Genomic DNA, 25,547 nt, shown 5'->3' with positions numbered 1-25,547 from the left:
CCATCGAGAAAAGGTGGCAGAGTTTAGCGGAGATCCGGCCAAATTGCAGGCATAAAAAGCCTGCTTGTTGCAATGGTCATTACCCTTGGTCATCTGCCGGGCGTTGCCACCTTTCGGGCTGCGGCAAATTTAGCCCTTGGGCCGCAACGCCCAGCCTGTTAAAATTCCGCCCTTGAAATTATCCTGGGCCCCGCGCCCGTTCTAGCTAAGGTCTACCGCGATGCGTACCAGCCAATATCTGCTTTCCACTCTCAAGGAAACCCCCTCCGACGCTGAAGTTGTCAGCCACCAGCTGATGCTGCGCGCCGGGATGATCCGTAAACTGGCCTCCGGCATGTATGCCTGGTTGCCAACCGGTCTGCGGGTACTGAAGAAAATCGAGAACATTGTTCGCGAAGAGATGAACAATGCTGGTGCCGTCGAAGTCTCCATGCCGGTAGTGCAACCCGCCGAGCTGTGGCAGGAGTCCGGCCGCTGGGATGACTACGGTCCCGAGCTGTGCCGCCTGACCGACCGTCACAACCGCCCCTTCGTGCTGGGCCCTACCCACGAAGAGGTGATCACTGCGCTGGTACGTTACGAAGTGAACAGCTACAAGCAGCTGCCGCTCAACCTCTACCAGATCCAGACCAAGTTCCGCGACGAAGTGCGCCCCCGTTTCGGCGTGATGCGCGGCCGCGAATTCCTGATGAAGGATGCCTACTCCTTCCACATCGACAAAGAGTCTCTGGTCGATACCTACGAGAAGATGCACGCCGCCTACTGCAAGGCGTTCACCCGCATGGGCCTCAACTTCCGTCCGGTGCAGGCCGATACCGGCTCCATCGGTGGTACCGGTTCCCACGAATTCCAGGTGCTGGCCGAGAGCGGTGAAGATCTGATCGCCTTCTCCGATAGCTCCGATTACGCCGCCAACATCGAGATGGCCGAAGCGCTGGCACCGGCTGGTGAGCGCGCTGCCGCAACCGCAACCCTGACCAAGGTTGCCACCCCGAACGTCCACACCATCGACGAAGTGGCCGCTTTCCTGAGCGTGGCACCGACCGCCATCGCCAAGACCCTGCTGGTACTGGCAGAGGAAGATGAGCACGGCAAGCAGGCCGTCATCGCGCTGGTACTGCGTGGCGACCACGAGCTGAACGAGATCAAGGCCGAGAAACTGGCTGGCGTTGCCAACCCGCTGACCTTCGCCAACGACGAGCAGATCAAAGCTGCCGCCGGTTGCGACGCAGGCTCCATCGGCCCGGTCGGCTTTGCCGGTCGCATCATCGTCGATCGCAGCGCCGCCCATCTGGCGGACTTCGTCTGCGGCGCCAACGAAACCGGCTTCCACCTGACCGGTGCCAACTGGGATCGCGACATCGCTTCTTACGAAGTTGCCGATCTGCGCAACGTGGTGGAAGGCGACCCGAGCCCGTGCGGCCAGGGCAAGCTGCTGCTCAAGCGCGGCATCGAAGTGGGCCACATCTTCCAGCTGGGTACCAAGTACTCCGAAGCGATGAAGGCGAGCGTGCTGAACGAAGCTGGCAAGTCCGTCACCATGGAGATGGGTTGCTACGGTATCGGGGTTTCCCGTCTGGTGGCCGCCGCCATCGAGCAGAACAACGACCAGTACGGCATCATCTGGCCGGACGCCATCGCCCCGTTCGAAGTGGCCATCGTGCCGATGAACATGCACAAGTCCGAACGCGTGGCCGAGCAGGCACAACAGTTCTACGCCGAGCTGAAAGCCGCTGGTGTGGACGTGCTGTTCGACGACCGTAAAGAGCGCCCGGGCGTAATGTTCGCCGACATGGAGCTGCTGGGCATCCCGCACGCCATCGTCATCGGCGATCGCGGTCTGGACAACGGCGTGGTGGAGTACAAGTGCCGCCGCACCGGCGAGAAGCAGGAAGTGGCCATCAGCGACATCATCGCCATCCTCAAGGCCAAGCTGGGCCGTTAATTCCGCCCTCTTCCCGATATAAAAAAGCGCGCCATTTGGCGCGCTTTTTGTTTCTGTGTGCTGACGACGGCAACCGGATGAAGGGTTGCCTCAGGGATTGCGACCGATAAAGAGGTCAGTCACGTGGCAGCTGCTTCTGGCTTCCAGTGCGTCGAGCATATAGGCCGCCGCATCTTCCGGGGTCATGAAACCGCTCGGGTCCACGTGATCCGAGTTATCCCAGAATTCGCTGCGGATCCCGCTCGGGTAGAGGTTGACCAGCCGCAGTGGCGAGCCTTTCAGCTCGGCGCGCAGTGACTCCAGAAAGCCGCGCATCCCCCATTTGGAGGCGCAGTAGAGACTCTCGTTGGCCTTGCCCACCTGCGCAGCGGAGGAGAGCACATTGGCCAGCACTCCGCCTTTCTCCCCGATAAGCCGCACCGTCTGCTGGGCCACCAAAATGGTGGAGATAAGGTTGCTCTCCACCACCCGGCGGATCTGCTCGGCGGTGTAGACACCGACCGGGCCAAACTCGCCGACCCCGGCGCAGTGGATCACCATGTCGGGCTGCCCGCCCCACTCCACCGCAGCGGCGAAGGCAACATCGACCTCTTCATGGTGCGCCAGATCGGCCGCGATGCCGATCACCGCGCTGCCGAGCAGTTGTTCCTGCTCCTGCAGTCGCTGATAACGGCGCCCCATCATGGAGACCTGGTGGCCCCGCTCAACCAGACCTATGGTCAGCGCCCGGCCGAGACCAGAACCGGCGCCTGTCACTATGATGTGGCCCATTATCGCTCCTCGTCGTCAGTCGACGGTCAGATTAGAAAGTGAATTCATCGCCCATGAACCATCCATCGACAGAATACTCTGATAGATGTTGGCGAAGAATATCACCCCCGTTGTCAGACAACGTCAGATTAGAAGGTGAATTCGCCGCCCATGAACCAGCCATCGACAGACTGATCGATATTGGCGAAGTCGACTTTGGCTTCACGCCAGCCGGCACGCAGCTTGATCGGCATGGAGGAGAACTTGTAGGAACCACCCAGACGGTAGTCATAGTTGTCCGCATCGTGAGTGCGCAGATCGCCGAAGAAGGCGATGCCGGTGCCCGGGATCTTCACTTCGCTGCCGGCATAGGCCATCAGGGTATCTTCGTCATAACCCTTGCGACCGAAGTAGACCTGCTCGCCATCGTAGTGACGGCCGGTCATACCCAGATCGATCTTGAACAGATCGTTGTTGAACAGACGGTAGTAGAGGCTCAGATCGTAGGCAGTCAGATCGTTCTTGAAGTTGCCGCCGGAGGTGCTGAAATCGGAGACTTCAAACTTGGCGTTCGGCAGGAAGATGATGCCGTGTTCCAGTTGCAGATAGCCGTTCCAGTTGTAGCTGTCGTCATAGCTGCCATCAGCACTGGTGCCATAAGCCTGACCACTGCCCTTGGCGGCCCATACGTCGGCACCGGCGGCAAAACGCCAGTCGTCAGCGGCCATGGCACTCTGGCTGCACAGAGCCAGCACAAAACCGGCAATCAGCGTCTTTTTCATTACGTCACTTCCTCTTGCATACATGGAAAAGAGCACTATTTTACTCGGTGCAGCCAAAATACCCAGCGTCAATCCTGAACAAACGACGACAAATGTCAGTGCTTCATATGCTTCATCTCTGCCATCGGTTCAATCGGCTTCACCGGCAGTGACAGATCCAGCTTCTGACCATCATCCATGGTGAGGGTGAGCGGGAAAGGGGTCTGCTCGGAGAGCGTGCCCACCTCGAACAGCATGATGTGCAGGCTGCCCGGTTTCAGCACCGCCTCGCCCTTGGCCGGGATCTCGATATTCTCGACCTGACGCATCTTCATCACGCCATTTTCGTGCAGGTGAGTGTGCAGCTCGGCACGCCCGGCCGCAGCAGAAGCCGCCGCCACCAGCTTGACCGGCTGGTCGGCATCATTCTTCAGCACCATAAAGGCGGCGGTGTTGGGGGAGCCCGGCGGCAACAGGCGCACATAGCCGTCGACAGCCTCGACCTTGGCCAGTGCAGGCGCAGTCATCCCCAGAACCAGCAGAGAATAAAACGCACGTTTAAACATGGTTGAAATCCTTTTATGATGTTGTTAAACGGCGCCAAGGTTACCCCAGCAGCAACCTTTTTTGCACCTTTCAATAACAAGGATTTAGACATGGCCCCCATTCTCATTGCCGAGCAGCAGGATGGCTTGCTCACCCTGACCCTCAACCGCCCCAACAAGCGCAACGCCCTCAACACCGAGCTCTATAAGCAACTGGTGGCAGCGCTGCGAGAGGCGGCAGCCGATGAGGAGGTGCATGTCCTGTTGTTGCAGGGGCAGCAGGATTGCTTTACCGCGGGCAATGATCTGGCCGACTTTATGGGCAAGAGCTCGCTGGAGCCCGATGACCCCATCCTGCAGTTCCTCCACACCCTGGCCGATTTCCCCAAACCCGTGATCGCCGCCGTTGCAGGCCCGGCTGTGGGGATCGGTACCACCATTCTGCTGCATTGCGATCTGGTCTATCTAGGGGATAACGCCCGCTTGCAGCTCCCCTTTGTCGAGCTGGGACTGGTGCCGGAGTTCGCCTCCAGCCTGCTGCTGCCACGTCTGGTGGGACACCTCAAGGCAGCGGAGCTGTTGCTGCTGGCCGAGGCGATGGATGCCGAGGAGGCGCTACGTCTCGGGCTGACCAACAAGGTGGTGGCGGCCGATGGAGTGCTCTCCTTTGCCCGCGAGCAAGGGCTGAAGCTGGCGGCCAAACCGCCCAGAGCGCTGCAAAAGAGCAAGGCTCTGCTGAAACAGGAGCTCAAACAAGCGGTGCACTTTGTCATCGATCTGGAGGCGCGCGCCTTCGCCCAGGCACTGCAAGGGGAAGAGGCGCAGCAGCGCATCGCCCAGAAACTCAAACGGCGGGGCTGAGCCGCGCCCCAATCCGTTCAGTTGAGGCGAAAACGGCCGATCAGCTCGCAGCCCTGCACCTTGTCCTGCAGCTGGATCAGCCGGGCAATTTCCGGATTGGGGTGGCGCTTGAGAAAGGCGAGCAGGGCACCGCGACAGCAACCCAGCTCGCTGATCAGCGCCTCGCACTCCCGGTTCGGGCATTGTGGCACCAGCGCAGTCACCAGCTCGGAGGCAAGCTTCAGGTAGCGCAGCTCATAAGTCGGCTCATCCATCGCCCGCCAGAAGTCAGCCAGCCGGTGACAGGTGGCGACCCGCATGGTGGCCAGTTCGGTCAACTCCACCTGGGTCATCTCGTAAACATCCCCCAGCGCCTGCTGATAAAAGCAGATCGCCGCCCCCAGCGAACCGGCCTGCCAGGCACGCTCCGCCTCCAGCATGTATCGTTGCCAACTTTGCGGTGTCATCTCGCTCTCCCGAATCCGTCATGGTGGGAGTGTTATCATGGCTAATTGAGAATAAATATCAACCAGAGGGTTAGTGCAGGATCTCGCGCAACCTTGGCAAACCCGGCGCCCGACCTTATGATCGTGCCCTTCCCCCTTCTTTGGAGCACACCACAATGCGACCTCGCCTCCCGCAGATGCTGGGCTGCTCCCTGCTCTGCGTGCCCCGCATGCTGGTCTGGATCTATTAGCTTCGCTCACGCGAACGCAACCCATCCGATCCATTCAGCAAAGGAGTACCAACATGACCCCCTGCCAACACTGGTCGCAGGTCGAATACCTGCACCTGACGGTGACCAACCCCAATATCTGCCTCAAAGGGCAGCACAGCTACTACTCGGGTGCCTGGGATGGCCCCTTCGAAGAGGTGGCGGTGCGCTACCTCCATGGCGATCCCTTCAGCCGCAGCCCGGAAACCGGCTGGGAGCCGCTCTGGCATATCGACCGGCTCCATATTGGCGACTATGTGCAGATTGCCGCCGGAGTGAAGATCATCATGGGTGGCAACCACACCCACAACACGGCCTTCATCAGCACCTATCCGTTCGCCGATCTGGCGGCGCTCCAGCGCAGCTACCGCCCCGCAGGCGATACCCGCATCGGCAACGATGTCTGGATCGGCATGGAGGCGATGATCATGCCCGGTGTCACCATCGGCGACGGCGCCATCATCGCCGCCCGTTCGCTGGTCAATCAGGATGTGCCGCCCTATGCCATGGTGGCGGGCACCCCGGCCAGGGTGGTGCGAATGCGCTTTGGCGAGGAGGAAATTGCCCGGCTACAGGCCCTCGCCTGGTGGGATTGGCGGGATCAACAGGTCAACGATCTGCTACCGCTGATCCAGCAAGGTGACGTCGCCCTGCTTGAACAGGCGGCTGCCCGCTGGGCGGAGCGCCATGAGTGACCACCACTAGCCAGCAGTAACAAGCTGACAGCATAAGGGCGACCCTAGGGTCGCCCTCTTTTATCTCCGGCATGCTCTGGATGCCGTCATCGCACATCCACTCATTGCGCGCTTTTGGATTGGTTGAGGCTGCACTGCTTGCCGGGATAACCGGGCAAGTCACTGGCATCGCTGCCGCAGGCGAGCCGTTTGGCCTGTTGCAGGCGGGCCGCCAGATTGGCGCTGTCCACCGGCATCCATTGCATCTGCTTGCCGAGCCAGCTGGCCCAGGCAAACTCGACGAAATAGACCTGTTTGTCCTTGCGAAAGTAGCCCGCATTCTGCAGCAGTCCGGCGAGGGTGCGATAGGGGTAATCAGGCAGCTTGTCGATGCTGGTCGGCAACTGCTCCGGGGTCAGTGGTTGCCCCTTCTCATCCTTGAGCCAAGCCCAATGGTTGTTCTGCATCTGGCTCCAGAAGTTGGCTTTGTCCTGCAGACGGCCAATCACCTTGACCCGGGCATCCTTGATGCCCTGCTGCCACAACGCCTTGGTGAGATGGTGGCGGTCCACCAGCCAGTAGCTGCCATCCGGCGCAATCACCACGGGGATCTCTTTCTTTTTCATTAACTTGTCGAGCTGCTTTGCGCCCATGCCCGCCAATGTGGCCTGGGTCTCATCGACCTGGATCTGGCCGACGCCCCCCTGAGTCGGGTGCAAGGCATCGATGCCGATCTCGCACCAGTTGCCCACCGCTGTGTCGCTCTGGCACGGGGCCAACGCCCAGGCACTCTGGCTCAACACACCGGCCAGCAATAACCATGCTTTCATCGTTTGACACTCCTCACCACATTGAACTGCACAGACGCCGGGAACGCTCTTCTACCCCGATTGGGAGTGAGAGTCGAATGCTGGCGGTCAGACCAGCAAACGGGATATCATGATTTCCCATCTGTCGGCGATATTTTCTCGCCGAGTTTTCTCCCCGCTTCACACTATTTGAAGGATCCGACCCATGAAAGGATGGAGCCCCTTGCTGGCCCTGCTGGGCTGTGCTGCTGTCCAGGCTGCCGATATTCCCGCCGGAACACAACTCGCCGCCGAGCAGATTGTCGTTCGCCACCTCAAGGATGAACCTGCGAGCCTGAGCCCGCTCAAGCTGGTCGGCCTGCCGGAGTTGCAGGTACTGCGGGATCTGTTCGAGGGGCTGCTGACCCAGGGGCCGGATGGCAAACCGGTTGCCGGGGTGGCGGCCAGCTGGGAGAACAAGGGCAACCAGTTCTTTACCTTCCATCTGCGCCCGGATGCGCGCTGGTCCAACGGCGATCCGGTCAAGGCCGGCGACTTCGTCTACGGCTGGCGCAAACTGGTCGACCCGAAAGAGGCGGCCACCTTCGCCTGGTTTGCCCAACTGGCCCGTTTCGACAAGGTGGACGAGATCGTGGCTGGCAAATTGCCTGCCAGCGAGCTGGGGGTCAAGGCCCTCGATGATCACACCCTGCAAGTGACCCTCTCCCAGCCGGTGCCCTACTTCCTGAACCTGCTGAGCCACCCCAGCCTGTCGCCGCTCCACCAGGCCAGCATCGAGCAGTACGGCAACCAGTGGACTCAGCCCGGCAAACTGGTGGGCAACGGTGCCTTTGTGCTGAACAACCGGGTGGTCAACGAGAAGCTGGAGCTGACCCCCAACCCTTATTACTGGGATCGGGCACATACCGTATTGACCAAGGTGATCTTCATGCCTATCAATCAGGAGAGCGCGGCCACCAACCGCTATCTGGCGGGCGATCTGCATATCACCGAATCTTTCCCCAAGGAGCAGTACGACAAGCTGAAGCAGCAGATCCCGAATGAGGTCTACACCCCGGATCAGCTCGGCACCTACTACTACGCCTTCAATACCCGTCAGGCACCACTGAACGATGTGCGAGTGCGCAAGGCGCTCTCCTACACCATCGACCGTGCCCTGATCGCCGACAAGGTGCTCGGTACCGGCGAGAAACCGGCTTATCACTTCACTCCGGATGTGACCGCCAGCTTCACCCCAACCGCCAACCTGCTCTCCACCAGCAGCCAGCCGGAACTGGACAGCAAGGCCAAGGCCCTGCTCAAGGAGGCCGGTTACGGCCCGGACAAGCCGCTCAAGCTGACCCTGCTCTACAACACCGCGGAAATTCACAAGAAGATGGCGCTGGCCATCGCCAGCATGTGGAAGCAGAAGCTGGGCGCCGAGGTCGAGCTGACCAATCAGGAGTGGAAAACCTATCTCGACAGTCGCCAGAGCGGTCAGTTCGAGGTGATCCGCTCCTCCTGGGTCGCCGACTACAACGACCCGTCAGCGTTCCTCGGCCTGTGGGGCTCTCGTCACAGCGGCAATATGGCAGGCTTTGCCAATGCCCGTTATGACCAGCTACTGGCAGAGGCGGCCAGCACTCAGGATGCCGCCAGCCGCAGCAAGCTGTTTGGCGAGGCGGAAGCGATCCTGCTGGATCAAACCCCCATCGCCCCCATCTACCAGTACACAAATGCCCGCCTCATCAAGACATGGCTCAAGGGCTACCCCATCAACAACCCGGAAGATGTGGCCTACAGCCGCCAGCTGTACCTCGTCAAACACTGACTCCGGCCACAACGATGCGAGGCCCCGCAGGGCCTCGCTATTGATACTGTTCACACCTCGATTTCCAGCCTAAAATGCCGCCCCTTCTGTTCAATTAATCTTCAATACCCAGTCAGACATGCGTTATTTGATACTGCTCTCGTTGTTGTGGACCCTGCCTGCGCAGGCCAATAGCGAATCCCAATGCCAGCAAGAGTTTGTCGGCTGGATGCTGCATCAGCAGCAACAGTTCAGCGATCGCAAGTCTGACAAGATGGAACGGCGCCGGGCCGAGCGGGCCATCGAGTTGGCTCGTCAGGAGTACGACAAGCAGGCCAGCTTCTGCAAAACCATGCAGCTTGTACATGAGTACAAAGATGATGATCCTCGCCTCGCCCCAAGAAAGGGTGAAGTTCACGATTTCACACCGGCCAGCTGACCCTCACTTCATCAATTCATTGTGTTGATTAATTGACCCAAGCCAAGTTCGGGTCACTGAAGAGCCTTAGAATGATTAACTGAGAACGACAATAAAAAACATAGTTATCAGTTATTTGGCTTTTTCAGGAACGACACATGACCAAACTCCATCAGGAGGGGGAGATACACTTCCCCGACAACATCGCACTCATCTCGACCACGGATCCCGCCAGTCATATTACCTATGCCAACCAGCATTTCTGTGATGTGGCCGGGTATGGTGCGGCCGAAATGGAAGGGGTACCCCACAATCTGGTGCGACACCCCGACATGCCCAAGGCGGCCTTCGCCGACATGTGGCAGCGGCTGCGACAGGGCAAAAGCTGGATGGGGCTGGTCAAGAACCGCGCCAAAAGCGGTCAGTTCTATTGGGTAAACGCTTACGTCACCCCGATCCTCAATGCGCAGAAGGAGATCGTCGAGTTCCAGTCGGTGCGCACCAAACCCGCCGCCAGCGATGTGGCCTGGGCCGAGCAGCTCTATGGCCTGCTGCGCAGCGGCAAGGCACTTCCCTGGCTGAGCCGGTGTCACATTGAACCGGGTCAGCTGACTCTCTGGCTCTCCGTTTCTGCCTTGCTCACCACCCTTGCTACCTTTGCCACCGGCAACCTGTTATGGCTGCTGCCCACCGCCTTGTTACTGTTGGCACAGGCAATCCACGGCTGGCGATTGCAACAGCGGCTGTCTCATCTGCTCACCCTTGCCGATCAAGACAAGGGAACCCGCCTCTGTCAGGTGCTCTACACCCGACGGCGCGATACCCTGGCGGCCGTCGAACTGGCCCTGCGGATGAAGCAGGCCGAGCTCAAGGCCGTGGTCGGGCGCAGCGCCGACACCAACCAGCAGATCCTGCAGGCTGCCGAAGATGACAGGGGCAATATCCAGACCATTGATACTCATCTGCAGCAGCAGCGCGCCCACAGCGAGCAGCTGGCGACCGCCATCACCGAGTTGAGCCACTCCATTCGGGATGTGGCCCACAGTGCCCATGAGGCGAGCAATCTGGTTATAGAGGTACAGCAGGTTTCCGACGAGGGGCTGCAAGCATTGGCGACCACCCGTTCTGCCGTCAACCAACTCCATCAGGAGCTGGATGCCAACCATGCCGTGTTGGCCCAGCTCACCAGCGACAGCCAGAAGATCAGCGGTATTCTGGAGGTGATCAGTCAAATCGCTGACCAGACCAACCTGCTCGCTCTCAATGCGGCCATCGAGGCCGCCCGGGCTGGCGAACAGGGGCGCGGTTTTGCCGTGGTGGCGGATGAAGTGAGGGCGCTGGCCCAGAAGACCCGCGCCTCGACCAGCGAGATCCACGAGATGATCCAGGCGCTGCAACAAACTACACGACAGCTGTCGGACGGGATGACGCAAGGGGCGCAGACCTCGGTACGCTGCCAGCAGCACGCGGGCACCACCGCCGACGTGCTCACCCAGATCAACCGGATGCTGAGGCAGGTAACCCGCACCAGCGACGAGATCGCCCAGGCGGTGAGTCAGCAGGCCGACGTGACGGCGACCCTCGATGAAGGGGTACACCAGATCCACCAGCTGGCCAGCCACACCGCCGACAACAGCAGGCAGGCCCTCGATGGCATCACCCTGCTGGTAGAGCGGCTGCAGGACCTCTCGCGGCTGATCAACCAGTTCAGATATTGAAGCGACAGTAATAAAAAAAGCGCGTCAACTGACGCGCTTTTTGGCTGCTCTTGCCTTGGCACAACTGGCTTATTCGGCCGTCTCGCTGGCGGTAAACTCCGGCACCTTGGCCATGGCATCCAGCACCACCTGAATATCCGCCCCCGGCTTGCAGGCGTTCTCACTCAGGTGACGACGCCAGGCGCGCGCCCCCTGCATGTTCTGGAACAGCCCCAGCATGTGGCGGGTCATGTGGGAGAGGTAGTTGCCCTTGGCCAGCTCCTGCTCGATATAGGGCAACATCATCCGCACCACTTCATGGCGGCTCGGCACGGCGTTATTCTGGCCGAACACCAGGTTATCCACCTGCGCCAGAATGTAGGGGTTCTGATAGGCTTCGCGCCCCATCATGACGCCGTCCACGTGTTGCAGGTGCTCAAGGGTCTGCTCCATGGAGGTGACACCGCCGTTGAGGGCGATGGTGAGATCCGGGTAATCCTGCTTGACCCGATAGACGCGAGGATAATCGAGGGGCGGGATCTCGCGGTTCTCCTTGGGACTCAGGCCGCTCAGCCAGGCCTTGCGGGCATGGACGATGAAGGTGTCACAACCGGCATCGCGCACCTGTTCGATAAAGGCCTGCAGAAATTCGTAGGAGTCCTGATCGTCGATGCCGATACGGGTCTTCACCGTCACCGGAATATCGACCACATCGCGCATCGCCTTGACGCAGTCAGCCACCAGCGCCGGTTCACCCATCAGGCAGGCACCAAAGCGGCCATTCTGCACCCGATCGGAGGGGCAGCCGACGTTGATGTTCACCTCGTCATAGCCACGCTCCTCGGCCAGCTTGGCACAGCGCGCCAGATCGGCCGGATTGCTGCCACCCAGCTGCAGGGAGATGGGATGCTCCTGCTCGCTGTAACCCAGATAATCCCCCTTGCCGTGGATGATGGCGCCGGTAGTCACCATTTCGGTATAAAGCAAGGTCTGGCGGCTCATCAGTCGATGAAAGTAACGGCAATGCCGATCAGTCCAGTCCAGCATGGGGGCGATGGAAAAACGCTGCGCCTGCATAAAAATCATCCGGGTTGGCTAAAGAAAGGGGCGGATTTTATCACAACGTGAAGCAGCCCCAGAAAATGAATTTTGTCGCCGCGCCATGCGAGGCCCTGTGATAGTATCCGGCTAATAGAAAGGGTATCTGCGCGATCATGAATCAAGACCAACTTTTACAACGAGCCGAGCGACTCTGTATACAGCGAGGGATCCGCTTCACCCCGACCCGACGTCAGGTATTTCGCCTGCTGGCTGCACACGGCAACGCCATCAGCGCCTATGATTTGTTGGCCCAGTTGCAACAAACCGAAGCCAATGCCAAGCCGCCAACCGTCTATCGGGCACTCGATTTTTTGCTCGAACAGGGCTTTGCTCACAAGGTGGAATCTCTCAACGCGTTTATCTTCTGCTGCCACTTCGATCACGCTCACCCGATGCAGTTGCTGATCTGCGACGAGTGCGGGGATGTGGTCGAGCTTCACGATACGGCGATCGATAGCGCGTTTTCCGAGCAGGCCCACCTGCATGGTTTTACTATTACCAATAAGACGATAGAGGCACATGGCCAATGTGCCCGTTGTACGCCCACTGTAGGAAGTCATCATGAAGGCTGATTTTGTAAATCCGTTCCTGCTATCCCTGCTCAATGTGCTCTCGACCATGGCACAGCTGGAACTCAAACCGGGCAAACCGAAACGCAAGATGGATGAGCTGGCGCGCGGCGACGTCTCCGGCCTGATCGGCATGGTCGGCCCGCAGACCCGAGGTTCCCTCTCCATCAGCTTCGAGAAGGGGCTGGCACTGGAGATCATGCGCCGCATGCTGGGGGAAGCTCCCGCCTCCATCAACGAAGAGGTGACCGACATGGTCGGTGAAATCACCAACATGGTGACCGGCGGTGCAAAGCGGATGCTGGGCGAGAAGGGCTACGAGTTTGACATGGCGACCCCCATCATCGTCTCCGGCCCCAACCACACCATTACCCACCGTGCCGATGGCACCAAGATCATGATGCCGTTCGAATCGGATTTCGGTCGCGCCACTATCGAAATCTGCTTCGAGTAACCCTATGTGGAAAGCATTGAAATGGATTTTCATCTGCTGGGCCCTGCTGTTGATCCTGTCGGACATTCAGATCAGCACCTCCCTCTACAAGTACGAAGATAACCGGGTGCTCATCAACTTCCCGCGCTGGGAAGCCAAGCAGCCCTGGGGCACCTTCGAGTGGCATGCCGGACGGGTAGAAACCCACTGGTATGGTCTGGAGGGAAAACCCAAGCCAAAAGGCCCGCAAATCTGATCCGGTAACGGATCCGGCAGAAACAGAAGAGGCCAGCAGCTGCTGGCCTCTTTGCTATCTCGTTGTTCCTGAATCAAGCCGCTTCGGCAGCCAACTTCCCGCTTGGTCGCACCAGGATGCCGACGATGCAGGCCAGCAGAGTCGGCAGCAGCCAGGCAAGCCCCTTGTCGAACAGCAGCAGGAAGGCAAAGCCGTCCATCGCCATCCCGGCAGCCCCCAGCCCATCGAGGCAACCAAACAGAAAGGCGACCGTCAGCATGCCGCGAAACGCCAGCCGTGGCTGGGCAAACCATCCCTTGAGGAAGGTCACCAACACCAGCGCGATGGCAACCGGATAGATGGCCACCAGCACCGGGATGGAGAGGCCGATCAATTCGCTCAACCCCACATTGGCCACCAGTGCGCAGAGCGCCCCCAGCAGGATCACCCAGTTGCGATAGGCCCAACCTGTCAGGCCATGGAAGTAGTCGGCACCGGCACAGAGCAGGCCGACCGCACTGGTAAAACAGGCCAGGGTGATGATGGCAGCCAGAATAAACTGACCCGGTTGACCAAACAGACTCAGGACGTAGGCATTGACGATGGCGCCGCCGTTGCTGATATCGCTCGCCACCCCACCGGCGCTGTTGCCCAGCTGAAAGAGCGAGACATACACCGCCGACAACCCGACCGCCGAGATCAAACCTGCAATGGTGAGGTATTTGAACTGGCTGCGATAATCCTCGATCCCCTTCTGGCGCAGCAACCCGATGATCAGGGCGCCAAACATCAGGGAGGCCAGGGTATCCATGGTGTTGTACCCCTCCAGCATTCCTTTGGTCAGGGCTGCATCTATGTACTCACCGCTGGCATCAGGCATGGTGCCCTGCGGCGTCATAAAGACCCCGACCGCCAGAATAAGCAGCATCGCCATCAGGGCTGGGGTCAGATACTTGCCGACCGCATCGAGCAGCTTGCCCCGATCGAGCGCTACCAGGATCACCAGCGCAAAGAAACTCAGGGTGTAGATCAGCAGCCCCTCATGACCGACATCGCCGAGCCAGGGCTTGAGCCCCATCTCGTAGGCGACCAGACCGGTGCGGGGAATGGCAAAGGCGGGTCCCATGATGATATAGATGGCGATGGCCAGCGCCGTCGCCCCCCCGGCGGGCAGATAGCGGGTCATTCCGGTCCAGCCACTCGCGCCGCCCCCCGAACTCCCCTTGGCCACCGCAATCAGGGTGATCAGCGGCAAGCCCACTGCCGTTAGCAAAAAGCCGCACATGGCGGCCAACAGATGCTCACCAGCCATAAAACCGGCCAGCGGCGGAAAAATGATATTGCCAGCCCCCAGATAGAAGGCAAACGTCATAAACCCCAATCCGAATACGTCGGACAACTTCAATGATTTCGTCAAACTCAACCTCATCTGCCTTATCAGCTTGTTATTGATTGCACCCACTGCCTGGCAGATAACCGGTAACAATACCTCTCGCCCCCACACGGCCCGCGGACCGGATGAGGCGCACCACCTTTAGCATAAAGAAGAGGAGTTCGATCTCAATCACCAATTAATATCTTGAAACAATTTACCGCTGTGGAATTAATCGCCGAACAACTCGGCGCTCCATAAACAGGTGTCACACGTGGCGTATTGGAGGCAAGAAGAGGGAAACCGGTTATAGCGGCAAGATACGACGGCTCAGATGCTATCTGCGTACGGTGACAATTACGGCAGCAAAGCGAGGCGAGAAGCTAGGCTCACAGAAAACAAAAGAGCCTGCACGGGGCAGGCTCTTGGCAATATCAGATCGGGTGTGATCAGGCAGCTTCGGCAGCCATCTCGGTCGGACGCACCATCACGCCAACTACGCAGGCCAGCAGGGTCGGCATCAGCCAGGCGAGGCCCTTGTCGAACAGCGGCAGGAAGGCAAACGCATCCATCTTCATACCGGCAGCACCCAGACCATCCAGGCAACCGAACAGGAAGGCAACCATCAACACCCCACGGAACACCAGACGGGGACGGCCGAAATAACCCTTCAGGAAGGTGACCAGTACCAGCGCCACAGCAACCGGATAGATGGCAACCAGCACCGGAATGGAGAGGCTGATCAACTGGCTCAGGCCCACGTTGGCCACCACGGCACAGATAACGCCCAGCAACACCACCAGCTTCTTGTAAGCCATGCCGGTCAGATTGTGGAAGAAATCAGAGCAGGCAGAGATCAGGCCCACGGCAGTGGTAAAGCAAGCCAGAGTGATGATAGCCGCCAGAATGAACTGACCCGGCTGACCAAACAGGCTCAGTACGTAGGCGTTGACGATGGCGCCACCGTTGCTGACATCGGTCGCAACGCCGGCTGCAGTATTACCCAGCTGGAACAGGGAGACGTACACCACGCTCAGACCAACGGCAGAGATGAGGCCGGCAATGGCCAGATACTTGAACTGGCTCTTGTAATCGTTGATGCCTTTCTGGCGCAGCAGGTCGACGATCAGGGCACCAAACATCAGGGACGCCAGGGTGTCCATGGTGTTGTAGCCTTCCAGGATCCCTTTGACGAAGGGGCTGTTCTGATAGTCACCGGACGCATCCGGCATGGAGCCTTGCGGTGCTACGAATACACCGATCGCCAGAGTCAGCAGCAGCAGCATCAGTACCGGAGTCAGGTATTTGCCGATGGCGTCCATCAGCTTGCCCTGGTTCATGGAGACCAGAATGGCCACACCAAAGAAGATCACGGTATAGACAGCCAGACCCGCTTGCCCCATGTCACCGATGAACGGCTTGAGGCCCATCTCGTAGGCAACCAGACCGGTACGGGGCGCGGCAAAGGCCGGACCTATGATGATATAGATGGCAACGGCCAGCGCAGTCGCGACACCGGCAGGCAGCAGCTTGGTCATGCCAGCCCAGCCGTTACCGGCTTTCGCCACGGCCAGAATGGTCACCAGAGGCAGGCCCACGGCAGTGACCAGGAAGCCAAACATCGCCAGGGAGAGGTGCTCACCAGCCATGTAACCGGCCAACGGCGGGAAAATGATGTTACCGGCGCCCAGATAGAAGGCGAAGGTCATAAACCCTAATCCGAGTACATCGGACAATGTGAGTGATTTCGTCAAGTTCAACCTCGTCTGTCTTGTAAATTATTGCTTGTTATAGTTTTTATCGGTCGCTGACCGGGTGTGTTCAGGGGGTATAAAAAAAGAGCCCCGCATGTTTTTTCATCGCAACCAGTGGTTTTAGCTGGTCTGGAGCGGGCGCTCGATCTGGAACCAGCATAATGGCGTGAAAAAATAGTTCAAGACGAAATTTACATCTTCAAATAGAAGGGGTTGGTCAGTTGGATATATCTGTCGGAATAGGCCCCATCAGCAGAATGGATCACAATTTCACCCCTCTCACACCTGTTTAATCTTCTGCCAAGTAGCAATAAAACACGATTTGCCTCTTTACCCTCTCTGGTGATAACAGCTGTATAACAAATGCCATGCAGATCATAATTCGCCGAAATGCATAAAATTTCATCGGCCATCGCCGTCGGCAGCACCAGCGCCACCTGCCCGTTCGGGCTCAGCAAACGATCGCAGGCCGCCAGTAATGCGGGGCTGTCGAGGGCACCGGTATGGCGGGCCAACGCCCGCGCCGGATCGCTAAATGACTGGCCTGCCACGAAATAGGGAGGGTTGGAGACGACAAGATCGTAAGGGGCGGCCTGATAATCCTGAATGGCACTCTCTATGACGGTTACCCGATCGGCCCAGGGAGAAGCAGCCGCATTCTCCCGCGCCTGACTGGCCGCATTAATATCCAGCTCGACCGCATCAAGACGGCAGTCAGATCTGCTGCGTTGGGCCAGCATCAGGGCGATCAGGCCGCTGCCGGTGCCGATATCGAGCACTCGTCGCGCCTGTTCGACCGGCGCCCAGGCACCGAGCAAAATGCCATCGGTGCCCACCTTCATGGCGCAGCGATCGTGATTGATATGGAACTGTTTGAAGGTAAATCCGCGACTACGTCCCATCTGGCCCCCGTCATCTGCAAAAATGGTGGGCGATTATAGCGGCTAAGACACACTCACCAATAGGAGCCGACGAGATAATCGCCTATAATCTGCCGTTTCCTTAATGACCGAGTATTGCCATGAGCCAGTCCTTTGATGATTTCGACCTGCACCCAGCCCTCAACCGGGCCTTGGCCGAGATGGGATTCACCCGCCCCACCACCATCCAGCAGATGGTGCTGGAGCCAGCCCTGGACGGCCGCGATATTCTGGCATCCGCACCGACCGGTACCGGCAAGACCGCCTCTTTCCTGCTGCCGGCACTCCAGCACCTGCTGGACTTCCCGCGCCGCAAGCCGGGCCCCTGCCGCATGCTGATCCTGACCCCGACCCGCGAGCTGGCGCTGCAGGTGACCGCACACGCCAAGGCGCTGGCGGCTCACACCAACCTCAGCATCGAGACCATCATCGGCGGCGTCAGCCATGAAGAGCAGTTGCCTGCTCTGACCAAGACCACCGACATCGTGGTCGCCACCCCGGGCCGTCTGCTCGAGTACATCGAGAAAGAGGAGTTCGAGAGCCACGACATCGAAGTGCTGGTGCTGGATGAAGCGGACCGCATGCTGGACATGGGCTTTATCAAGGATGTGAACCGCATCGTGGAAGAGGCGCGCTACCGCAAGCACACCATGCTCTTCTCCGCCACCCTGGAAGGGGCCGGCCTTGAGAAGTTCGCCAACGAAATCCTCAAGGATCCGGTGGAGCTGCATGCCGAGCCTCCCCGCAGCGAACGTCGCCCCATTACCCAGTGGATCCATCTGGCCGATGACGCCGCCCACAAGCTGGCGCTGCTGACCCATATCCTGAAAGATCCTGAAACTCAGAAAGCCATCATCTTCGTCAAGACCCGCGAGCGTCTGGCGGAGCTCTCCGGCCAGCTACAGGCGGCAGGTATCTCCTGCGCCTGGATCCGTGGCGAGATGGAGCAGAGCAAGCGTATCGAGTCGATCCGCAAGTTCCACGAAGGGGAAGTGCCCTTCCTGATCGCCACCGACGTCGCCGCCCGCGGCATCGACCTGCCGAACGTCAGCCATGTCATCAACTACGACATGCCCTACGGCGCCGACGTTTACGTCCACCGGATCGGTCGTACCGGCCGCGCCGGCAACCGTGGCTGCGCCATCAGCCTGGTAGAAGCCCACGACATGGCGATGGTCGCCAAGATCGAGCGCTACACCGAAGAGCGCCTCAAGCGTCGGGTGATCGACGAGCTGCGCCCGAAACACAAGGAAGCGCGGGTACCGGTGAAGAAGAAAAAGCCGGTCGACAAGAAGAAGTCCGCCAAGAAGAAAAAGAAGAAGTGATCGCCTGGCGATAAAGAGAAGGGCCATCCCGCGGGATGGCCCTTCTGCATTCTGTCTATCTGGCCAATCGGAGCTGTATTGCTCCGGGCTCGCCACCGCCGTTGCAGGGCTATTTGCAGCCAGAACGGCTCACTATAAATTTAATTTATGGGTTTTAGCTAAATGCCCTAACCAAAACTTATAGTGAACCTCATCCGATCATCAGGGCATCAATTTGCCCGTCAGACCCCCTGTCGGGCCATCGCCCGATCCGGGCAATGAATCACGCGAATGCTGCCGGCCTGTCAGGCCACCGTCTTGCGCATGCCGATATGGGGGATATCGTCCTCGACATACCCCTCCCCCTCGGCCACAAAACCGTGCTGGCCGTAGAAGCCTTGCAGATGGGCCTGCGCCCCCAACCAGATGCTGTGGGTCGGCCAGCGCGCCTCGCACGCCTTGACCCCCTCGCCGATCAGCTGGTGACCGAGACCACCGCCGCGCGCCTTGGGTGAGGTCACCACCCGACCGATGGCGGCGCCACTCTCGTCGCCGATGCCGGGCGCCATGATCCGCGCATAGGCGGCCAGCAGATCGCCCTGATAGCCGAGCAGGTGCCAGACCCCTTCGCGGCGATCGAGCCCGTCCAGATCCTGAAAGGGGCAGGTCTGCTCCACCACGAACACCTCGGCCCGCAGCGCCAGCAACTCATACAACTCGTCAGTGGTCAGTTCAGACCAGGGTTTCAGGATCCAGTTCATAGGCAACTCCTTATCAGTTCGGCCTGCCAGCATAATCGTGGCGCCAGCGCCCTGCATTAACCTTTGTTAAGTTCTTTCAGTCGCTTGCGAATGCGGCTCAGGCTGATGGGAGTAATGCCAAGATAGGCGGCGATCTGGTGGTCGGGCACTCTGGCATCGAGTGCGGGAAAGCTGTCGAGAAAGTGCTGATAGCGCGCCTGCGGGCTGCCGGTCAGCAGCAACTGCTCCTTCTCCTCCTTGATGCGCAACTGCACCTCCAACAGGTGCTGATACCAGCGCGGCCAGCCGGGCAGCTGGCGCAGGTCGGCCAGACTGAACAGCTGCAGATGGCAGGGTTCCAGCGCCTCCACGCTGTAGCGGGCTGGCTCGCCACTAAGCAGGTGGTGGAAGTCGAGAAACTCGTCCCCCTCCCAATAGAACTCCTTGATGTACTCGCGGCCATCCTCCAGCACCAGCTTGGCCCGCAGCAGCCCATGCTCCACCCTGACCAGCAGATCCGGGCTGTCACCGGCGTGCCAGAGGCAGCTTTTCGGGCTGAGGGTCAGCGGACGGGCAAAAGAGAGGAGGCGCGCGGCCTCCTCTTTATCTGCGACCTGCGCCCAATCGAAGGGGGGCCTGTCAGTCAGCATGATTAACCGCGACGCTGACGCACGGCTTCAAACAGGCAAACGCCGGTTGCCACCGAAACGTTGAGGCTGGATACCGCCCCTGCCATCGGGATGCTCACCAGCTCGTCGCAATGTTCGCGGGTCAGGCGACGCATACCTTTACCTTCGGCCCCCATCACCAGCGCCATCGGGCCGGTCAGTTTGGCCTGATAGAGGTCGTGATCGGCCTCGCCAGCGGTGCCGACAATCCAGACGCCGCGCTCCTGCAATTCGCGCAGGGTGCGGGCCAGGTTGGTGACCTGAATGAGCGGCACCACTTCGGCTGCGCCACAGGCAACCTTGCGCACGATTGGGGTCAGGCCGGTGGCCTTGTCCCGCGGCACGATGACAGCATGAGCCCCGGCAGCATCGGCGCTGCGCAGGCAGGCGCCGAGGTTGTGCGGATCGGTCACGCCATCCAGCACCAGCAGGAAGGGCTGGCTCTGTTGTGCCGCTAGCTCGTCCAGCAGACTGGCCAGATCGTGCTCGGCCAACTTCGGTGCTTCGATCACCTTGGCCATGATGCCCTGGTGATTGTTGCCTTCCGCTTTGTCATCAAGGGTCTTGCGGTTCACGCTCTGCACCTTGAGGCCGAGGGATTCCAGCTCGGCCAGCAGGGGTTGCAGCCGGTCGTCATCCCGCCCCTTGAGGGCCCACACTTCGATGAAGCGCTCGGGAGTGCGCTCCAGCAGCGCGGTGACAGCGTGAATGCCGTAGATCAGTTCAGTACTCATTTAGTGCTCTTGGCCTTATCGCGAGCCTTTTTGCCCGGTCGTCTGTTGCTCGGTTTGGCGCGGCCACCCTTGTCGGATTTGCCGTGATCCTTGCCCTCTTTACGTTTTTCGTGGCGTTGGGCGCTCTTGGCCTTCTCTTTCTTGATCTCGGCCTGCTTCCGCGCCATCTCTTTCGTGTTCTTGCCGGTAGCCTTGAGCGGCTCTTCAACCATCACGAAGTCGATCTTGCGATCATCCAGGTTCACGCCCATCACCTTGACCCGCACCTTGTCACCCAGACGGTAGCGACGGCGGAAGTTCTCGCCGATCAGCTGCATGTGCAGGGGATCAAACTGGTAGTAGTCGTTGGTGAGGGTGCTGACGTGCACCAGACCATCGATGTGGATCTCGGCCAGACGCACGAAGAAGCCAAAGCCGGTGACGCTGGCGATGACGCCGTCGAACTCGTCACCCACGTGATCCAGCATGTACTCGCACTTGAGCCAGTCGGCCACATCGCGGGTCGCATCGTCGGCACGGCGCTCGGTCATGGAGCAGTGCTCGCCCATCGGGTCCACTTCTTCCAGCTGGTAGTGATAACCACCGCTCGGGGTCCACTTGTGGCGCAGGTTGCCCTGTTGCTCCTTGGCTGTCTGATACTTGATCGCCCGGTGCAGGATCAGGTCGGGATAGCGACGGATTGGCGAGGTGAAGTGGGCGTAGGACTTCAACGCCAGACCGAAGTGACCGATGTTGTCAGCCTGATAGATGGCCTGACGCATGGAGCGCAGCAGCATGGTGGAGAGCAGCTCCGCATCCGGGCGCCCTTCAAACTTGGCTGCCAGCTCGGCAAAGTCTTTCGGCTCGGGCTCGAGACCGCCTTTGAGCTCCAGACCCAGTTCGGCCAGGAAATCGCGGAAACCGGTCAGACGCTCTTCGCCCGGACGGTCGTGGACCCGGAACAGGGCGGCGGCTTCGTTCTTCTCGATATAACGAGCAGCAGCCACGTTCGCCTGGATCATGCACTCTTCGATGATCTTGTGGGCATCGTTGCGCACCAGCGGCACGATGCGGTCGATCTTGCGCTGGGCGTTGAAGATGAAGCGGGTCTCCTCGCTCTCGAACTCCACCGCGCCACGCTGGTGACGGGCATGCTTGAGCGCCTTGTAGAGGTTGTTCAGCTCTTCGATGTGGCCCACCAGCGGATCATACTGCTGGCGCAACTTGGGATCGCCATCGAGGATCGCGGCAACCTTGGTGTAGGTCAGACGGGCGTGAGAGTTCATTACCGCTTCGTAGAACTTGTAGCCGGACATGCGGCCAGCGGCGGAGATGGTCATCTCGCACACCATGCAGAGACGGTCAACTTGCGGGTTCAGGGAACACAAGCCGTTGGAGAGCACCTCCGGCAGCATGGGCACCACGAACTCGGGGAAGTAGACGGAGTTGCCGCGCTGATAGGCTTCGGCATCCAGCGCCGTGCCGGGCTTCACATAGGCGGAGACGTCAGCAATGGCAACCCACAGGCGCCAGCCGCCACCACGCTTGGCTTCACAGAAGACGGCGTCATCGAAGTCACGGGCATCTTCCCCGTCGATGGTCACCAGCGGCAGAGCGCGCAGGTCGATGCGGCCCTCTTTGGCTTTCTCCGGCACCTGCTCACCGAGACCGGCAACCTCTTTGGTCACCTCTTCCGGCCAGGTGTGCGGGATACCGTGGGTACGTAGGGCAATTTCGATCTCCATGCCCGGCGCCATGTTCTCGCCCAGCACTTCCAGTACGGTACCGACGGCATTGATGCGGGAGGTGGCGCGCTGGTTAATCCGCACAACCACGACCTGGCTCTGGCGAGCCCCTTTGTTTTCCCCTTCCGGGATGATGATGTCCTGGCCGATACGGCTGTCATCCGGCACCACGAAACCAACGCCATTCTCGACGAAGTAACGGCCGACAATGTCTGCCTCACGGGACTTGAGCAGGCGCACCAGACGCGCTTCCTGACGACCCTTGCGGTCAATCTCGGTCGGCTGCACCAGCACGTAATCGCCATGCATCAGGCGTTGCATCTCTCGGTTGTTCAGATACAGATCCGGACCACCACCTTCCGGACGCAGAAAACCGAAGCCATCCTTGTGGCCGATTACATAACCTTTGACCAGATTCAGGCGATCCGGCAGGGCATAACATTGGTTGCGAGTGAATACCAGTTGTCCATCACGCTCCATGGCGCGCAGACGACGACGCAAGGCTTCCAACGGCTCTTCATCTTTCAGCTTGAGGACCTTGGCCAACTCTTCACGGGACATGGGCTTTTCATGGCCCTTGATGAGTTCCAGGATCAACTCGCGACTGGCGATGGGGTTATCGTATTTTTCGGCCTCGCGTTCGAGGAAAGGATCTTTTTGAGACATAAGCAGGCCTTAGGGTAGGTGGTAACGGTGCCATTATATCGGAGGGGGGGGCGAATGGCATCCATCGGCTGCCTTTTGGCCAATCTCTCTGTCATACTATCTTCAGTTCGCTGGCATGATGAGACACAGAACTCATGAGTAAGGACACATTTGCCCAATCCGCCGCCTATCTCAAACAGGCGGTCCCTTTGATGATCAAGTACCAGATCCCCACGACGCCGGACAATTACCACCTGTGGTACAACTATGTCTCGGCCAGCATGCCCGAGCTCAACCAAGCGATCGATCAGGCAGTCAAAATGCAGGGAACCTGCTCGCTCACCACCTGCGAGCGACTCTATCACCAGTATCTGGCCGCTCAGGACGAGAAGCAAATGGAGGCGATGAAACTGAGCCTCGCCGCCATGGCCAACGAGCTCGGCCACTCCATGCAGGACGCCATCTCCGATACCGGCATGTTTCAGGAGATGCTCGACAAGAGTTTTGACAAGCTCAGCCGCATTGATGACGAGGGCTTCAGCCTAGAAGACACCATGGGGATCCTGCGAGAGCTGGTGCGCGAATCGCGGGATGTGCGCATGTCCACCATGCACTTTCGCAACCAGCTCAGCAATGCGGAAAAAGAGATCAAGGAACTGCGGGCGGCGCTCAACGAGACACGCAAACTGGCCAACGAGGATGCCCTCACCAACCTGCTCAACCGCCGCGCCTTCGATCTGGAGCTGGAGGGGTTGATCCGCAGCCAGCACCCCTTCTCGCTGATCCTCGCCGATATCGATCGATTCAAGAACTTCAACGACGAGTACGGTCACCTGCTCGGCGATCAGGTGCTGCGCGCCTTCAGCAAACGGCTGCGCGATGCCTGCAAGGAGGGGGTCACCGCCTATCGGCTGGGTGGGGAGGAGTTCGCCATGCTGGTCCCCCATCGCTCGCTGGCGTTGGCCAGACAGATGGCGGAGAGCATGCGCCGCGCCATCGAGCGGATGTCGATTCTGGATCGCAAATCGGGCCGCCGCATCGACCACATCACTGCCTCGTTTGGCGTGGGTGAGTTCAACGGTCAGGAGAGCGCAGACTGTCTGGTCGAACGTACCGACAAGCTGCTCTACAAGGCCAAGGAGCTGGGGCGCAACCGGGTGATGCCGCTCCCTTCCTGATTTAGTCCCCTGCCCGACCGCAATGCCAATGTAAAAAGCCAGTCAGATCAACTGACTGGCTTTTTGGTCTCTCTTGCTCCGACAGGGGCTGTTCATTCCAGCCCCATTAGAGACCTTGTCAGTGTGAAGGATTACTCCTGCACCTCGCTGACACCTTCGACTTTCACATCTACACGGCGATCCGGAGCCAGGCAGACGATCAGCTCACGCTTGGACTTGCTGACGCAGCTGTCGCCGGTAACCGGTGAGGATTTACCACGCCCTTCCACATTGATCTTGGCGGCCGGGATCCCTTTACCAACCAGATAGTTGGCAACGGTCTGGGCACGCTGCTCGGAGAGCTTCTGGTTGTAGGCATCAGAACCGATACGGTCGGTGTGACCAATTACGGTTGCCACGCCATCTTTGGGTCGTGCTTCTTCAATCTGGCTATAGAGGCTATCCAGTGCCTGGCTGGCCTCTGGCTTGAGGGTCGCCTTGTTGAAGTCAAACAGCACATCGGAGCTCAGGGTAAACTGCTTCTCAACCATCACAGGTACAGGAGCAGGTTCCGGAGCCGGGGCGGGCGCCACAGGGGCAACCTGACCAAAGCGATAAACCGCTGCCAGCGAGAGCAGGCCGTTATCCATTCTCAAACCGGTATCATCACGACTGCCATACGGGGTGGTGTACTGATACTCTAGGCGAGCGGCCCAGTCGAGATTGAACGCATACTCGGCACCCAGTGCACCGACCATGACAAAGCGGCTGTCATCTTTGTAGACATCGCTCTTGGTATCAGCCCAGCCATAACCGCCACCGACACGACCATACAGATCCAGATTATCGGTAACCGGGAAGCCCAGTTTCAGGGTCAGTTGAGCCAGCTGTGCTTTTACTTCATCACTGAAAGCGCCAGCCGCCGTAGTGGCATCGTATTTGTAATTGCCCAGATAGTCGTAACCCAGCTCCAGCCCCAGATTCTTGTTTATCTGATAACCGCCAAACACGCCTGCACCCAAGGCATCGTTGGTCTCATTGCCAAGGGTCAGGGCATTGCTTTCATCAATGCCGTAGAAGTTGGACCAACCCAGTTTGGCACCGCCATACCAGGTGTTGTCTTGACCGGCAGCCTGGGCATTGGCCGCCAGCAAGCCGGTAACCAGCAAGGTAATCAATGATTTTTTCATGTTTGAGCCTCTGCAACTTTATGTAGGAGGAGGTTGATTGATATCACCTCGTCTTATA

25 protein-coding genes are annotated in these 25,547 nt (G+C 59.4%); 11 read left to right on the top strand and 14 right to left on the bottom strand.

The window, feature by feature from the left end:
• Positions 1-220: 220 nt before the first annotated feature.
• Positions 221-1,945 (top strand): proline--tRNA ligase, encoded by a 1,725-nt coding sequence (locus I6L49_RS19030; protein ID WP_216950153.1) that lies wholly within the window; start codon positions 221-223, stop codon positions 1,943-1,945.
• Positions 1,946-2,035: 90 nt separating this feature from the next.
• On the opposite strand, the gene I6L49_RS19025 is transcribed toward I6L49_RS19030, so the two are convergent.
• From I6L49_RS19025 to I6L49_RS19015, 3 genes are all read right to left on the bottom strand, one after another.
• Entirely contained in the window at positions 2,036-2,716 is a 681-nt protein-coding gene (locus I6L49_RS19025) for an SDR family oxidoreductase (protein WP_042052437.1), read from the bottom strand.
• Positions 2,717-2,844: 128 nt separating this feature from the next.
• A complete protein-coding gene (locus I6L49_RS19020) occupies positions 2,845-3,477 on the bottom strand; it encodes a TIGR04219 family outer membrane beta-barrel protein (RefSeq protein WP_005354809.1) in 633 nt (210 codons plus the stop codon).
• A 95-nt stretch (positions 3,478-3,572) separates the two neighbouring features.
• Entirely contained in the window at positions 3,573-4,022 is a 450-nt protein-coding gene (locus I6L49_RS19015; protein ID WP_005335782.1) for a copper chaperone PCu(A)C, read from the bottom strand.
• Between the two features lie 90 nt (positions 4,023-4,112).
• Between I6L49_RS19015 and I6L49_RS19010 the strand changes: the two genes are divergently transcribed.
• Positions 4,113-4,862 carry an enoyl-CoA hydratase-related protein gene (locus tag I6L49_RS19010; RefSeq protein WP_216950152.1) on the top strand — a complete coding sequence of 250 codons (750 nt, stop codon included), beginning with the start codon at positions 4,113-4,115 and terminating at the stop codon, positions 4,860-4,862.
• A gap of 17 nt (positions 4,863-4,879) precedes the next feature.
• Here I6L49_RS19010 and I6L49_RS19005 read toward each other — a convergent pair whose 3' ends face one another.
• The gene (locus I6L49_RS19005; protein WP_005335785.1) at positions 4,880-5,308 is read right to left on the bottom strand and encodes a DUF2753 family protein; all 429 of its coding nucleotides are present in this window, start codon (positions 5,306-5,308) and stop codon (positions 4,880-4,882) included.
• Positions 5,309-5,591: 283 nt separating this feature from the next.
• Here I6L49_RS19005 and I6L49_RS19000 point away from each other — a divergent pair, with 283 nt between their 5' ends.
• A complete protein-coding gene (locus tag I6L49_RS19000; RefSeq protein ID WP_216950151.1) occupies positions 5,592-6,251 on the top strand; it encodes a CatB-related O-acetyltransferase in 660 nt (219 codons plus the stop codon).
• A gap of 101 nt (positions 6,252-6,352) precedes the next feature.
• On the opposite strand, the gene I6L49_RS18995 is transcribed toward I6L49_RS19000, so the two are convergent.
• Entirely contained in the window at positions 6,353-7,060 is a 708-nt protein-coding gene (locus I6L49_RS18995) for a ParB-like protein (protein WP_216950150.1), read from the bottom strand.
• A gap of 184 nt (positions 7,061-7,244) precedes the next feature.
• On the opposite strand from I6L49_RS18995, the gene I6L49_RS18990 reads away from it, so the two are divergent.
• The 3 genes from I6L49_RS18990 to I6L49_RS18980 all read left to right on the top strand — a co-directional run bounded on the left by I6L49_RS18990 (position 7,245) and on the right by I6L49_RS18980 (position 10,964).
• The gene (locus tag I6L49_RS18990; RefSeq protein ID WP_216950149.1) at positions 7,245-8,849 is read left to right on the top strand and encodes an ABC transporter substrate-binding protein; all 1,605 of its coding nucleotides are present in this window, start codon (positions 7,245-7,247) and stop codon (positions 8,847-8,849) included.
• 118 nt (positions 8,850-8,967) lie between these two features.
• Positions 8,968-9,267: a hypothetical protein gene (locus I6L49_RS18985; RefSeq protein WP_013723462.1), complete on the top strand. Its 300-nt coding sequence runs from the start codon at positions 8,968-8,970 to the stop codon at positions 9,265-9,267.
• 137 nt (positions 9,268-9,404) lie between these two features.
• Complete coding sequence (locus I6L49_RS18980) at positions 9,405-10,964, top strand: PAS domain-containing methyl-accepting chemotaxis protein (protein WP_216950148.1); 1,560 nt, start codon at positions 9,405-9,407, stop codon at positions 10,962-10,964.
• Positions 10,965-11,033: 69 nt separating this feature from the next.
• Here I6L49_RS18980 and dusA read toward each other — a convergent pair whose 3' ends face one another.
• Positions 11,034-12,020, bottom strand: coding sequence for a tRNA dihydrouridine(20/20a) synthase DusA (gene dusA / locus I6L49_RS18975; protein ID WP_106844089.1), 987 nt, complete (start codon positions 12,018-12,020; stop codon positions 11,034-11,036).
• 137 nt (positions 12,021-12,157) lie between these two features.
• Here dusA and zur point away from each other — a divergent pair, with 137 nt between their 5' ends.
• From zur to I6L49_RS18960, 3 genes are read left to right on the top strand one after another with little or no spacing between them, the layout of a single operon-like run.
• Positions 12,158-12,616, top strand: coding sequence for a zinc uptake transcriptional repressor Zur (gene zur, locus I6L49_RS18970; RefSeq protein ID WP_005335805.1), 459 nt, complete (start codon positions 12,158-12,160; stop codon positions 12,614-12,616).
• Positions 12,606-13,067, top strand: a complete 462-nt coding sequence (locus tag I6L49_RS18965) for a chemotaxis protein CheX (protein WP_005343179.1) — start codon at positions 12,606-12,608, stop codon at positions 13,065-13,067. The genes zur and I6L49_RS18965 overlap by 11 nt, the downstream gene beginning before the upstream one ends.
• A 4-nt stretch (positions 13,068-13,071) precedes the next feature.
• Positions 13,072-13,302, top strand: a complete 231-nt coding sequence (locus I6L49_RS18960) for a hypothetical protein (protein ID WP_005335809.1) — start codon at positions 13,072-13,074, stop codon at positions 13,300-13,302.
• Between the two features lie 73 nt (positions 13,303-13,375).
• On the opposite strand, the gene brnQ (I6L49_RS18955) is transcribed toward I6L49_RS18960, so the two are convergent.
• The 3 genes from brnQ (I6L49_RS18955) to I6L49_RS18945 all read right to left on the bottom strand — a co-directional run bounded on the left by brnQ (I6L49_RS18955) (position 13,376) and on the right by I6L49_RS18945 (position 17,309).
• Entirely contained in the window at positions 13,376-14,653 is a 1,278-nt protein-coding gene (gene brnQ / locus I6L49_RS18955; RefSeq protein WP_254127612.1) for a branched-chain amino acid transport system II carrier protein, read from the bottom strand.
• Positions 14,654-15,102: 449 nt separating this feature from the next.
• Positions 15,103-16,362 carry a branched-chain amino acid transport system II carrier protein gene (gene brnQ, locus I6L49_RS18950; protein ID WP_234917841.1) on the bottom strand — a complete coding sequence of 420 codons (1,260 nt, stop codon included), beginning with the start codon at positions 16,360-16,362 and terminating at the stop codon, positions 15,103-15,105.
• Positions 16,363-16,598: 236 nt separating this feature from the next.
• A complete protein-coding gene (locus tag I6L49_RS18945) occupies positions 16,599-17,309 on the bottom strand; it encodes a tRNA1(Val) (adenine(37)-N6)-methyltransferase (RefSeq protein WP_216950146.1) in 711 nt (236 codons plus the stop codon).
• 119 nt (positions 17,310-17,428) lie between these two features.
• On the opposite strand from I6L49_RS18945, the gene srmB reads away from it, so the two are divergent.
• Positions 17,429-18,652, top strand: coding sequence for an ATP-dependent RNA helicase SrmB (srmB, locus tag I6L49_RS18940; protein WP_005335816.1), 1,224 nt, complete (start codon positions 17,429-17,431; stop codon positions 18,650-18,652).
• Positions 18,653-18,936: 284 nt separating this feature from the next.
• On the opposite strand, the gene I6L49_RS18935 is transcribed toward srmB, so the two are convergent.
• Genes I6L49_RS18935 through rnr form a run of 4 tightly spaced genes read right to left on the bottom strand, consistent with a single transcriptional unit; the run spans position 18,937 to position 23,163 of the window.
• Positions 18,937-19,392, bottom strand: a complete 456-nt coding sequence (locus I6L49_RS18935; RefSeq protein ID WP_042032604.1) for a GNAT family N-acetyltransferase — start codon at positions 19,390-19,392, stop codon at positions 18,937-18,939.
• Positions 19,393-19,448: 56 nt separating this feature from the next.
• Positions 19,449-20,021, bottom strand: a complete 573-nt coding sequence (locus tag I6L49_RS18930) for a Crp/Fnr family transcriptional regulator (protein ID WP_216950145.1) — start codon at positions 20,019-20,021, stop codon at positions 19,449-19,451.
• Between the two features lie 2 nt (positions 20,022-20,023).
• A complete protein-coding gene (gene rlmB / locus I6L49_RS18925; protein WP_216950144.1) occupies positions 20,024-20,773 on the bottom strand; it encodes a 23S rRNA (guanosine(2251)-2'-O)-methyltransferase RlmB in 750 nt (249 codons plus the stop codon).
• On the bottom strand, positions 20,770-23,163 hold the full coding sequence (gene rnr / locus I6L49_RS18920; protein ID WP_216950143.1) for a ribonuclease R: 2,394 nt from the start codon (positions 23,161-23,163) through the stop codon (positions 20,770-20,772). The genes rlmB and rnr overlap by 4 nt, the downstream gene beginning before the upstream one ends.
• Positions 23,164-23,297: 134 nt before the next feature.
• Between rnr and I6L49_RS18915 the strand changes: the two genes are divergently transcribed.
• Positions 23,298-24,320: a GGDEF domain-containing protein gene (locus I6L49_RS18915; protein ID WP_019445736.1), complete on the top strand. Its 1,023-nt coding sequence runs from the start codon at positions 23,298-23,300 to the stop codon at positions 24,318-24,320.
• 131 nt (positions 24,321-24,451) lie between these two features.
• Here I6L49_RS18915 and ompA read toward each other — a convergent pair whose 3' ends face one another.
• On the bottom strand, positions 24,452-25,489 hold the full coding sequence (ompA, locus tag I6L49_RS18910) for a porin OmpA (protein ID WP_182963220.1): 1,038 nt from the start codon (positions 25,487-25,489) through the stop codon (positions 24,452-24,454).
• Between the last annotated feature and the right edge of the window lie 58 nt (positions 25,490-25,547).

The organism is Aeromonas sp. FDAARGOS 1419 (assembly GCF_019047045.1).
Taxonomy (GTDB): domain Bacteria; phylum Pseudomonadota; class Gammaproteobacteria; order Enterobacterales; family Aeromonadaceae; genus Aeromonas; species Aeromonas veronii.
Note: the sequence above shows the minus strand (reverse complement) of the source record. Positions and strands in the feature narration are given on the sequence as shown.